Source organism: Mucilaginibacter sp. McL0603, from assembly GCF_049992945.1.
GTDB lineage: Bacteria > Bacteroidota > Bacteroidia > Sphingobacteriales > Sphingobacteriaceae > Mucilaginibacter.
This window is the reverse complement of record NZ_CP188251.1, coordinates 5,536,050-5,548,133: the sequence shown is the minus strand read 5'-3', so window position 1 is coordinate 5,548,133 and position 12,084 is coordinate 5,536,050. Positions and strand designations below refer to the sequence as shown.

12 protein-coding genes are annotated in these 12,084 nt (G+C 42.0%); 4 read left to right on the top strand and 8 right to left on the bottom strand.

Going from position 1 to position 12,084, the window contains the following annotated elements:
• Positions 1–96 precede the first annotated feature (96 nt).
• From ACPPVU_RS25405 to dapF, 5 genes are all read right to left on the bottom strand, one after another.
• Entirely contained in the window at positions 97–2,991 is a 2,895-nt protein-coding gene (locus ACPPVU_RS25405; RefSeq protein WP_426669539.1) for a DEAD/DEAH box helicase, read from the bottom strand.
• A 116-nt stretch (positions 2,992–3,107) separates the two neighbouring features.
• A complete protein-coding gene (locus ACPPVU_RS25400; protein ID WP_426669538.1) occupies positions 3,108–3,284 on the bottom strand; it encodes a hypothetical protein in 177 nt (58 codons plus the stop codon).
• Positions 3,281–3,739, bottom strand: a complete 459-nt coding sequence (locus tag ACPPVU_RS25395) for a DUF6934 family protein (RefSeq protein ID WP_426669537.1) — start codon at positions 3,737–3,739, stop codon at positions 3,281–3,283. Before ACPPVU_RS25395 ends, ACPPVU_RS25400 begins: the two co-directional genes overlap by 4 nt.
• A gap of 42 nt (positions 3,740–3,781) precedes the next feature.
• Complete coding sequence (locus ACPPVU_RS25390; protein ID WP_426669536.1) at positions 3,782–4,306, bottom strand: O-acetyl-ADP-ribose deacetylase; 525 nt, start codon at positions 4,304–4,306, stop codon at positions 3,782–3,784.
• 85 nt (positions 4,307–4,391) lie between these two features.
• On the bottom strand, positions 4,392–5,177 hold the full coding sequence (gene dapF / locus ACPPVU_RS25385) for a diaminopimelate epimerase (protein ID WP_426669535.1): 786 nt from the start codon (positions 5,175–5,177) through the stop codon (positions 4,392–4,394).
• 234 nt (positions 5,178–5,411) lie between these two features.
• Between dapF and ACPPVU_RS25380 the strand changes: the two genes are divergently transcribed.
• Positions 5,412–6,956 carry a Do family serine endopeptidase gene (locus tag ACPPVU_RS25380; protein WP_426669534.1) on the top strand — a complete coding sequence of 515 codons (1,545 nt, stop codon included), beginning with the start codon at positions 5,412–5,414 and terminating at the stop codon, positions 6,954–6,956.
• 147 nt (positions 6,957–7,103) lie between these two features.
• Here ACPPVU_RS25380 and ACPPVU_RS25375 read toward each other — a convergent pair whose 3' ends face one another.
• The 3 genes from ACPPVU_RS25375 to ACPPVU_RS25365 form a co-directional block, all read right to left on the bottom strand.
• Positions 7,104–7,295: a DUF4926 domain-containing protein gene (locus ACPPVU_RS25375; RefSeq protein ID WP_426669533.1), complete on the bottom strand. Its 192-nt coding sequence runs from the start codon at positions 7,293–7,295 to the stop codon at positions 7,104–7,106.
• A gap of 75 nt (positions 7,296–7,370) precedes the next feature.
• Complete coding sequence (locus ACPPVU_RS25370) at positions 7,371–7,667, bottom strand: HigA family addiction module antitoxin (RefSeq protein WP_426669532.1); 297 nt, start codon at positions 7,665–7,667, stop codon at positions 7,371–7,373.
• Positions 7,668–7,697: 30 nt separating this feature from the next.
• Positions 7,698–8,012, bottom strand: a complete 315-nt coding sequence (locus tag ACPPVU_RS25365; RefSeq protein ID WP_426669531.1) for a type II toxin-antitoxin system RelE/ParE family toxin — start codon at positions 8,010–8,012, stop codon at positions 7,698–7,700.
• 367 nt (positions 8,013–8,379) lie between these two features.
• Between ACPPVU_RS25365 and pdeM the strand changes: the two genes are divergently transcribed.
• The 3 genes from pdeM to ACPPVU_RS25350 all read left to right on the top strand — a co-directional run bounded on the left by pdeM (position 8,380) and on the right by ACPPVU_RS25350 (position 12,035).
• The gene (gene pdeM / locus ACPPVU_RS25360; protein WP_426669530.1) at positions 8,380–9,045 is read left to right on the top strand and encodes a ligase-associated DNA damage response endonuclease PdeM; all 666 of its coding nucleotides are present in this window, start codon (positions 8,380–8,382) and stop codon (positions 9,043–9,045) included.
• A gap of 201 nt (positions 9,046–9,246) precedes the next feature.
• Positions 9,247–10,032, top strand: coding sequence for a succinate dehydrogenase cytochrome b subunit (locus ACPPVU_RS25355; protein ID WP_426669529.1), 786 nt, complete (start codon positions 9,247–9,249; stop codon positions 10,030–10,032).
• 68 nt (positions 10,033–10,100) lie between these two features.
• The gene (locus tag ACPPVU_RS25350) at positions 10,101–12,035 is read left to right on the top strand and encodes a fumarate reductase/succinate dehydrogenase flavoprotein subunit (protein ID WP_426669528.1); all 1,935 of its coding nucleotides are present in this window, start codon (positions 10,101–10,103) and stop codon (positions 12,033–12,035) included.
• Positions 12,036–12,084: the final 49 nt, after the last annotated feature.

Genomic DNA, 12,084 nt, shown 5'->3' with positions numbered 1-12,084 from the left:
TAATTTTTTGACCAGCGGGGATGTGAGCCCCGGCGATGAAATAGATCCCGCTAAATTACCTGGTCCAATAGATATTTAAATTCACGACAGAATAAATTAGCCCAGGATCTCTTTAATATCATCTGCAGAGAGCGATTTGATAAAGCTTTCTTCGGTGGTGATGAGTGACTGGGCTACTTTTAATTTGCGATGTTGAAGCGCCAGTATCTTTTCCTCAACAGAATCTTTGGTGATGAATTTATAGATGAACACGTTTTTGGTTTGTCCGATGCGGTGCGTACGGTCGATTGCCTGCTGTTCCACAGCCGGGTTCCACCATGGGTCAAGGATGAAAACATAGTCGGCTTCCGTTAGGTTAAGACCTACGCCACCGGCTTTTATCGAGATCAGAAATACCCTTGTTTTCTCATCTTCCTGGAAACGTTTTACTACATCCCCGCGATTTTGGGTGCTGCCATCCAAATAAACATAAGGGATGCCTTTTTCATCAAAATAATTGCGGTAGATAGTTAGCTGTTTTACAAATTGGGAGAACACGAGTACCTTATGCCCGCCATCCAGCACGTTTGAAAGCGTGTGTACCACATCCTCAAATTTACCCGAGTCGCCCTCATACTGTTCATCGATCATAGACGGATGATTAGCGATCTGCCTTAGCTTGGTTAATCCGGTTAAAACCTGTATCTGAGTTTTAGCAAAGGTGCCGTCTTCCAAACTCTTCAGCAGTTCGTTGCGGTATTCTGATTTTACCTTCTCGTAAACGCTGGCCTGTTCATCGCTCATTTTACAGTAGAACAGGTTTTCTGTCTTTGGTGGTAATTCAGTTGCTACCTGTTCCTTGGTACGACGAAGAACAAAAGGTTTGATCAGCGCCTGCAGCTTGCGGGCTTTGTCTTCATCCTTTTTCTTTTCTATCGGCGTCACAAATTCGTTTTGGAAAAACTGCTGACTGCCCAATAATCCCGGATTAATGAACGACATCTGCGTCCATAGATCATTCACTGAATTTTCAACCGGCGTACCGCTCAGTATCAGCTTAAAGCGTGATTTTAGCTGCTTTACGGATTGGTAAGATTTAGATGAAGGGTTCTTGATATTCTGACTCTCATCAAGAATTATATAATCAAAGAAATAGGTCTTGAACAACTCAATATCTATACGCGTAATGCCGTAAGTAGTGATCACCACATCGTAATTGGTAAATACTTCCGGCGATTTGTAACGAAGCGTGCCCGTATGTACCATCATGCGCAGTTTGGGCGTAAATTTTTTAGCCTCGTTGAGCCAGTTATAGATGAGCGAGGTAGGCATAATAATAAGCGAGGTACTCTTGCTGCCGTTTGTCTCTGTGTCCTCTTTGTGTTTTTGCAGGAGGGCAAGCGTCTGTATGGTTTTACCTAAACCCATGTCATCCGCCAGACAGCCACCAAAATGATAATACTGCAAAAAGTGGAACCAGTTAAAGCCCGCTTTTTGGTACGGTCTTAAACTGCCTTTGAAACTATGTGGCATAGCAATGTCGCCCATGTCCTCGTAGTCGCTTAATTTTTGGAGTTTACGGCTCATGGTTATACTGGCCAATTCGCCTTCGGCCAATTCATTTACGAGGCCGATGTGATGGCGGCGCAATTTGATCCCATCGCTACCTTCAGAAAAATGTAGCAGGTTGCCGTATTGCGAAAACCATTTTTCGGGGATAACAGCTATCTCGCCGTTGGGCAGTGTAAACTCCTTTTTACGGTTAAGAATATGATTTTTTAGCTGGATGAAAGGTATCTTATAATTACCGAAATACACTACGGCATAAATATCAAACCAGTCGTTATTTTCGGTTACCTCGAGGTCTATTTTGCTGCTGCCAAACAGGTAGCGTTTTTGCCCTTCGGGTTGTTCTATTTCAAAGCTCTCGGCCAGTAGCTGGTCGTGGTGCTGATTGAGCCATTCAAATACTGAGAAGGAGCGGTCCTCATCCTCTACGGTGCCTGCTACTTCCAGGTTTTGGAACAGGGTGGATACGGTTTGCAGGCCAAGTTCCTCCAAAAACGTCAGCTTATTTTTCTCCCAGGTAACTGAACGTTTGATACGATGGAAAAGATAATCATCGCCATTGCGCTCCATCCTTACTGAAACCTGGCGTCCATCACCATAAGGAAAAATGTAGCCTGAATATTTAAAATAAAGCTGGAGTTGCGATGTGCCACCTTCAATATAGATCGGTTTTAAAACAGGTGTAGCCTCATGTTTTTCGGTATTGATGGTAAAGCCCTCGGCATAAACGTTGTGCTTCTCTATCAGCGGTGCCACAAATTTTTCAAAGTATGATTGCTCTGACGATCTTGGGATCGCGATATATCTTTTGTTGAGAAAAGGGACAAGCTTTTTACCTTCGATGCCTTTATCAAAATAATATAAAATATCATCCAGCAGCATCCATGCAGGTTGGTTACAGACAATCTCGGCATTTTTGAACATGAACTCGATGCGCATGCCCTGGTATTTGATGGTAGGGAAATACCTGATCTCCGTATCGTCACGCCTGAAGTGGAACAGCACCGAAGCTGGTTCCTCTGCTATTTGCAGTTTGCGCTCGGCAGGGTAGCCTTCCTTGCTCATGGAGTAGATCTGCTTGCCGGGTAATAGCGCCAGGGCATCGGCCATACGCTTTTCTATTTTTGGGCGGATGGTGTCAAAAAGCTGTTCGTTAAATATCTTACTGAAAAACTCGAACGGACGTATAGGTTTTTTATAGAACTTTTTGATGATATGGCCCTGCTCCATTTCCTCCAGCAGCTTGATCAGTTTAAAGTCCGTTTCGTCCAAAAATTCGCTGAATTCCTGTGCGGTATTTGAGAAAAGGCGTTGGTAGGTTAATGAAAATTCGCCGTTGGGATTTAGCTGAACTATGTGTGGTTCAAGCACATACGAGAGATACTCATGCCGGCAAACGGCATAAATTATCTGGCATGGTTTTGAACTGTCGACGCGTAACATTCTCTTATAGGTAAAAAAGTAAGAGAAGTTACATCAACAAAAAAATTCAAACCTAAACAGTTTTCTGCTTAATTAAAAGTAAATGGTGTTAAATAATTGTTAACACTGTGGATTAATCATTTGGAAATTGACGTTTGGTCATTTTTTTCCTTGGGAAGACCAACTTTGCGTAGCATTTCATTAGCCTGGGCAACTTTTTCAGGGAACAATACGACATCGTTATACTTGTCCAATGTTTCGTCAATACGAACAACAGGTACTTTTTTCTTATTAAGTTCTTTTATTGTTCTCATACCTCAAAATTAAACAATTTTCTTTTCACTACAAATGCTTCATAATCCGTCCCTTTAGCAAAAGGCTCCCACTCATTGTGAATCTGACCAAAAATTTCGAAGTCGCTTTGCGCATCTCCAAAATATTTAGAAATGCCCATTCTATAAAGTCGTGTTCGAGCCTTTGTACTGCCTGTAGCATAAACCAAGGTGTCAGGATATTTATCTGTAAAGGCATATAAAGTTGCCACAACAGTAGCTAATACGAGTTCACTATCCCCATTGTTCGAAATAACAATATCGTCAATTTGTTCTGTTTCAGAATTTTTATCTCCAAAGGCGAGGTTATATAAATCTTTATAGTTGGTTGGAGTAAACTGAATTAGTTTAGGGATTTGACCCTTTGGACCTTCACTGATAAACTCAAACGTAGTTAAATTATTACCAGCCTTTAGCTCGTAGCGGTCAAGTTTCATTTTTGGTTTAGGTTAGTATTGTTTAAGTAGTCGTAAATATAACTACTCACCTAATATCTTTTCATATATTCCATAATTCTCCTCATCAAAACAAACAAATATCACCTTGTCTATCTGCTGATTTGGTGACAAAAAATCTTTTACTGTTTTGACGGCAATTTCAGCAGCTTTATCTTTTGGGAAATGATAAATGCCGGTACTAATATTGGGGAAGGCGATGGTTTTTACTTTGTTTTCTACTACCAGTTTCAGGCTGTTGCGGTAGGCGTTGGCAAGTAATTCGTCTGCGTCCTTTTTGGTTCGGCTCCAGACCGGGCCTACTGTATGGATCACATATTTTGAGGGCATGTTACCGGCTGTAGTAATTACCGCCTCACCAACTTCACAGCTGCCCTGTTTGTTTCTTATTTTGATGCATTCGTCTAGTATGGCTTTGCCGCCTGCACGGTGGATAGCTCCATCCACACCGCCGCCACCCAGCAAAGAAGTATTGGCTGCATTAACAATTGCATCCACCTGCATTTTGGTGATATCACCCCGAACCAGTTCGATTCTATCATTCGCCATTATTTATCAACCCAAGGAAATAAGAATTTGTTTGTGCTTAATGATTATCTCTCCCAATGACTAATGACACAATGACCAATGACAATCAAATCTCCACTTCCCCTTCAAACACCTGCACGGCCGGGCCTTCTAAAAAGATATTGCTGAAGTTGGTGCCGTCGGTCTCAAAGCGGATGTTGAGATCGCCGCCTAATACTTTGATGGGGGTATTGAGTTTGCCGGTTTGATGGTTGTGTTTGGCCATGGCCAGAGCTACGGCTGTAACACCTGTTCCGCAGGCAAAGGTTTCGTCTTCAACGCCGCGCTCAAAGGTGCGCACAAAGTAACCGTCGTTTAATGGTTCAACAAAATTTACGTTGATACCTTTTGCTTTATAAGTATCATTATTGCGGATGGCGTAACCATCGCGGTAGACATTTTTATCCTTTAAGCCGGTAGCCATTTCGATATAATGCGGCGAACCGGTATTGAGCACATAAGCGTCTTTATCCTGGCTGATCTCGTTTACATCGATCATTTGCAGGCTCACCCAATCGCCGCTTGCTGAAATTTTGGCATAATGCGGCCCGTCGACTGCCAAAAAGTTAGTCTCCGTGTCAATCACTCCTAAAAACTTGGCAAAAGCAACAATACAGCGCCCGCCATTGCCGCACATGCTGCTTGGCTGCCCATTGGCATTGTAGTAAATCATCTCAAAATCATAGCCGGGCTTGTCTTGTAAAAACATCATGCCATCGCCGCCAATGCCAAACCTGCGGTCGCACAGGTGTGCTATCAGCTTAGGATCATGATGATTTACAATATTTTTCCGGTTATCAACCAAAATAAAATCGTTGCCTGCGCCCTGGTATTTATAGAATCTTATTTTCACTTATTTTGCTTAACTTTTAAGTAAATTTACAATTGGGCAATAAGCCCTGATAATCGTAAATTTATTACAGCCATCAATTTTAACAAATTTTAACAAAAATCCCTATAACTTAACATTGATTATGACGTCTTAATGGTATTAAATTTGACATGCTAAGTGTAACAGCATTAGCATAGTTAACTAAAAATGAGCAATTATAGCTTCATTATGATTTTAAAAAACAGATTAGAGAAAATGAAAAAATTTGGTTTAACAATTCTTACCGCGTTTTTAGGCGGTGCTCTGGCGTTAGGTACATACAAAGTGATCGAGAATAAGTATGCCGGCAACATGAGCCTGGAAGAAAAACAGAAAGTCTATTTTACAAATAACCCATTACCATCATCCAATTTATCATCGGCCGGGGAGGTTGACCTTACGGTTGCTGCCGCCGAAGTAACACCTGCCGTAGTTTATATCCGTACTACTTATGCGGCAGATGCGAGCAGCGGACAGAACCAGATGCAGCAATTATTTGGTGATATGTTTGGTCAGCGTGCAGTGCCACAGGGTCCGCAGATGGCTTCAGGTTCAGGTGTGATCATCTCTCCTGATGGTTTTATCGTTACCAACAACCACGTGGTTGAAAAAGCAGATAAAATTGAAGTGGTAACTAACGATCACAAACACTATACTGCGAAAGTGATCGGTACTGACCCTAATACAGACCTTGCATTGATCAAAGTAAGTGCAAGCGACCTGCCTATCGTAAAATTTGGTAACTCTGACGCCGTGAAAGTAGGCGAGTGGGTACTGGCTGTAGGTAACCCCTTCAGACTGACATCAACAGTTACTGCGGGTATTGTGAGTGCTAAAGGTCGTGGTATAGGCATTATCGGCAGCGAGGATCGCGACCAGCAATCACCTTTTGGGGGTCAACGCGGTCAGCGTAAACAACTGAACTCTGGTATCGAATCATTTATACAGACGGATGCGGCTATTAACCCTGGTAACAGCGGTGGTGCATTGGTGAACACTAAAGGTGAGCTGATCGGTATTAACTCGGCTATTGCTTCACAAACCGGGTCATACGAGGGTTATGGTTTTGCCATCCCTATTAACCTGGCTAAAAAAGTGTTGAATGATATTGAAAAATATGGTGCCGTAAAACGTGGTTATTTGGGTGTAAGCTTCAAAGAGCTTGACCAGGATGCGGCAGATGCCTTACACATCAGCAAAACTGTAGGCTTATATATTGACGATGTTGCCCAGGGCAGCGGAGCTGCACAGGCAGGCTTGCAGCATGGCGATATTATTACCAAAGTAGGTGGGAAAACTGTGTACGAGTCATCAGACTTGCAGGAGCCTGTAGGACGTTTACAGCCAGGCGATAAAATTGACCTGACCGTATTGCGTGGTAATGACGAAAAGAATGTATCAGTAACGCTAAAAGCGGATGCAGGTAATTTAGTTGCACGCCGTGGTGGCAGCAAATCATCTGAGGAACTGTACAATAAAATGGGCGCAAGCTTCAGGCCGTTGAGCTCAGCAGAAAAAGCTAAGTTCCATGTACGTTCTGGTGTGGTGGTTACACAGGTTCGTCCGGGATTGATGTTCGACGATACACAGATCCCTGTAGGCTCTATCATCACCAGCATAAACAAACAACCGGTTAATAACTCTGACGATATTAGCAGGGCACTACCAAGCCTGAGAAACGGCAACCTGGTAATTACCGGTTACTATCCTGACGGAACTGCGTTTAACAACGTGTTTCAGCAAGGTGATGGAGATCAGTAAGAAATAATAGTTTAAGTGATTAATAAATAGCAAGAGGCCCCCGATTTATCGGGGGCCTCCTTGTTTGTCTGAACCTTGATTTATAGGATTTAACGTTATCATTTGTGATTTAAGAGCGCTGTGCTGAACTCTTAAACCAGTGGAATGTTATTTTATTATGTCGGATTTTATCGTGAATGTACCTTGCCCCTCATATTCATAATTAGTACCATCCTCTTTTATAAATTCAACCTCATAGTTATCTGCATCGTATATTTCCAATATTACTCCAAGCATTCCTTTTTTGATTACAGGATTGAGGTCTTTAATCAACTCAAAGGTTTGATATTGCTTTAGCATATTATTAATTGGATAAGTTATAACCTCAAGCTGAATGCATGCAGGAGCGTGGGTTATAAATAAAAAAAGCTCAAATTAAACTTGAGCTTCTAATTGTTTGGCCACAAACAGATCATATTCCATTTGTAAGCCTAGCCAGTAATGGGAACTGATTCCTAAAATCTTTTCAAGCTTTACAGCAAGCCTTGCTGATATATTTCTTTTCCCAGCGAAAATTTCGCTTAAATGTTGGGGCAAAATGTCAAGAGATTTTGCAATATCCTTTTTTAGGATTTCTCTTGCTTCTATTTCCTCCTGTAAAAATTCACCAGGGTGGAATGCCTCTATTTCAATTTCATTACCGTTATGATCTAATACTTGATTATTATTCATAAAAGTATAACGCCTCCTGGACGATTAAAGTTACGAGTAGTGATTGTTTATTTCTTCTATGCAAATTATTTCTAATCGGCTACTCTGATTGTTTTCAATACGAAATATTAAACGGTAAGCAATATTCAATCTGATTGAATATTTACCTTCATATTTCTTTTCCTTCAATTTTTCAAAATGCAAGCTTTTGTTATTTCTTAGATCAATAGTATTATTTGCCTGTTTGATCTGAAACAATCGCTTTTTAAAAGCTATTAGCACTTCTGGCGGATATGGTGATTTTCCATGCACCTTTCCAATACTGGCCACTTCACCTAGAAAGCGGTCTTCAATGATTACCTCCATTGCTACGTTTGATTAAATACTGCTGCTTTGACTGGTTTTTTCATATTCATTGGATTTGGTTAATCAAATGTAAAAACAATTCATCAAATTACCAAAAAATGGTTAGTTTATTTTTTTATTAGTTATCCATCGTTTATTATTAATTCCCAGTTTAAGTTCCGAAGGGTACTTAATCTAAATTGAAAAACTGTTTGAATCAGAATTTTCACAATTACAGAATTTCCAGAATTCAGTAAAATTCTGGTTCAGACAAAAAATAAAGTGTAAACCTATACACGGATTACAGGTATAGCATCCTGTAGCAGATGTAGCGTAGCGCTACACCTCAATACTTACAGGTGTAATCATAATTTATTAAATTTGCTCCATGACGATCTGTGCCGGACTCGACTTTAATTTCCTTGATCAGGACCTGATATTATTACCGCAAAAAGCCATTTACTGGAAACAACAAAAAGCCTTAATCGCCGCCGATGTGCATTTGGGCAAGGTAGGGCATTTCCGCAAGGCGGGTATTGCCGTTCCGCGTAATATGGAGCAGAGTGATCTGGCTACACTGTCAGACCTGATATTTGAGCACAAGCCCCAAAAACTCATTTTCCTCGGCGACTTTTTTCACAGCGATATGAATGCCGACTGGGAATGGTTCAGGTTGTGGCGACAGCAATTCGTTAAGCTGGAGATCATTCTCATTCGCGGTAATCACGACATTATTAATGATCAGCATTATATCGATCTCAATATCGCACTGCATGATGAATTACTGATCGATCCTTTTCTGATGCTGCACCATCCGCTTAGCGAAGAGAAATTACAACAAACTGAGGGTTATGTGTTCTGTGGTCATATCCACCCCGGAGTATCATTAAGGGGCCGTGGCAGGCAAAGTATCACTATTCCCTGTTTCGCCTTTGGAGAAAGACAGGCCATACTGCCATCATTCGGCAGATTCACTGGCAGGGTTGCCATCCGACAGCAAAAAGATGATAGGATATTTGGGGTGCTGGAAGATAAGGTGATTGTAATAGGTTGATTAGGTTGGATTAAGTTAGACTAAGTTAGATCGGGTTCTATTAGTTTGATTATTTATAACCAAATCAACTTAACCAACCACTTAACTCAATCAACTAAACTTAGAACGTTTCTAAATAACGGTTTGCTTGTCAATTACCGCAAAGCATTTCTATCTTTTGTCATATAATAAATACTTTTGCTAAATAAATCTAAATAAGTAATGAGCGAATTTAAACAAACCTTTAACTCATCGCTGGGCAAAAAGCTGATCATGGCTTTAACAGGCTTGTTTTTGTGTACCTTTCTAATCGTGCACGTGGGGGGTAACCTGTTGTTGTTTAAACATGATGATGGTTTTGCATTTAATGTTTACGCCAATTTCCTGACGCATTTTCCGCCGATAGAGGTGGTCGCTTACCTGTTGTACCTGTCCATATTGGTGCATACCATTTATGCCATTGTGCTTACTACACTTAACCGCAAGGCAAGGCCGGTAAGATATGCTGTTACAGCATCTGACAATGCTACATGGCAGTCGAAAAACATGGGCTTTTTGGGCGCTATCCTGTTTTTGTTCATAGTGATACACATGAGTGACTTCTGGTACCGCTACAAATACAGTGGCAGTATGACCTACAAAGAATATCGGACTGATCTGTCATCGGGCCAAACCCAGTCGATTGAATTCAGTCCAGCCTCACCCGATTTTGAAAACTCGGTGCAAACGGTTAATAACTTTGAGATTGTAAGGGTGAAAGACCTGCACGACCGTGTCAAGACAAGCTTTAAGCAATGGTGGTATGTTCTCTTTTACGTGATAGCGATGGTCGCAGTAGCGTTTCACCTTAAGCATGGTTTCCAGAGCGCCTTCCGGACGCTGGGATGGGTGCATCGTAAGTATACGCCTATAGTAGAATTTGTTGGTACCTGGCTGTTCGCGGTAATCATCCCGTTAGGGTTTACTGCTATGCCTGTGATATACTGGATATTGTACCATAATAGTTAATTTAATCCGTAAGTCTGATAGACTGAGGTTAGTTAGAGTTTAGAATTTAGAGATTATAATTTCACGATATGAGTTTAGATGCTAAAATTCCAAAAGGCCCTTTAGCCGAAAAATGGAGTACGCATAAGTTTAACCTTAAACTGGTTAACCCGGCCAATAAGCGTAAATACGATGTGATTGTGGTAGGAACCGGTTTGGCGGGTGCTTCGGCAGCTGCTTCACTGGCCGAGCTGGGTTATAATGTAAAGGCATACTGTTTCCAGGATAGTCCGCGCCGCGCACACTCTATTGCTGCACAGGGTGGCATCAACGCTGCAAAAAACTACCGTAACGATGGTGACAGTGTTTACCGTTTGTTTTACGATACCATTAAAGGTGGTGACTATCGTGCCCGCGAAGGAAACGTTTACCGTTTAGCAGAGGTATCTGTAAATATTATTGACCAGTGTGTGGCACAGGGTGTTCCTTTTGCCCGTGAGTACGGGGGGCTACTGGATAACCGGTCATTCGGTGGCGCACAGGTATCGCGTACTTTTTACGCAAGGGGTCAAACCGGACAGCAATTGTTATTGGGCGCATATTCAGCTTTGAACCGCCAGATCAATGCCGGTAAAGTAAAAATGTACACCCGTAGCGAAATGCTGGACGTGGTTATTGTTGACGGCAAAGCACAGGGTATCGTAACCCGTAATTTGGAGACAGGCAAAGTGGAAACACATTCAGGTCATGCGGTATTGTTGTGTACAGGTGGTTACGGAAACGTGTTCTATTTGTCTACCAATGCTATGGGATGTAACGTTACTGCAGCCTGGAGGGCCCACAAACGCGGTGCTTTTTTTGCCAACCCATGCTATACGCAAATACACCCAACTTGTATCCCGGTAACTGGTGACCATCAGTCTAAATTAACGCTGATGTCTGAATCACTGCGTAATGACGGACGTGTATGGGCTCCAAAAACAGTAGAGCTTGCTCAGAAACTGCGTAAAGGTGAGCTGAAAGTAACCGACTTAAAAGAAGAAGACAGGGATTACTTCCTTGAAAGAAAATATCCATCATTCGGCAACCTCGTACCTCGTGACGTTGCATCTCGTAATGGCAAAGAAATGGTTGATGAAGGAAGGGGCGTAGGCTCTACCGGTGTGGCCGTTTTCCTTGACTTTGCTGATGCGATCTCCCGTTTGGGCGAAGATGCGGTAAGGGCAAAATATGGTAACCTGTTTGACATGTACTACCAGATCACCGATGAGAACCCTTACAAACAGCCAATGCGTATTTACCCGGCTGTGCACTACACCATGGGTGGCCTTTGGGTTGATTATAACCTGATGACCAATGTGCCGGGCTTGTATTGCTTAGGTGAGGCTAATTTCTCTGACCACGGCGCAAACCGTTTGGGTGCATCTGCATTGATGCAGGGATTGGCTGATGGATATTTTGTGATCCCTTATACTTTGGGTGATTACCTGGCAACTATCGGTCCAAAACCTATTGATGCCAATAACCCGGCTTTCGCAAAAACCAAGCAAGAAGTAGAAGAACGTATCCAAAAATTACTTTCATTAAGAGGTACCAAAACGGTGGATGAATATCACCGTGAGCTAGGTCACATCATGTGGGAGTATTGCGGTATGGCGCGTAACGAAGAAGGTCTGAAAAAAGCTAAAGTTTTAATTCAAACCCTGCGTGCTGATTTTTGGAAGAATGCCATTGTATTAGGCGAGAATGAAGAATTGAACCAATCGCTGGAGAAAGCAGGTCGTGTAGCCGATTTCCTTGAATTGGGAGAGCTGATGGTTGACGATGCACTGATGCGCAAAGAATCATGCGGTGGCCACTTCAGGGTTGAATCACAAACACCGGAAGGTGAAGCACTTCGTGATGACGATAACTTTGCATTCGTAGCCGTATGGGAGTATAAAGGCGACAACCAGCCTGAAGTATTGAACAAAGAAGTGCTGGAATTTGAAAATGTTCATTTAACACAAAGAAGCTATAAATAAGATTTGAGATGTTAGATATGAGATTTGAGACAGAGTGTTTCAGTTTCTT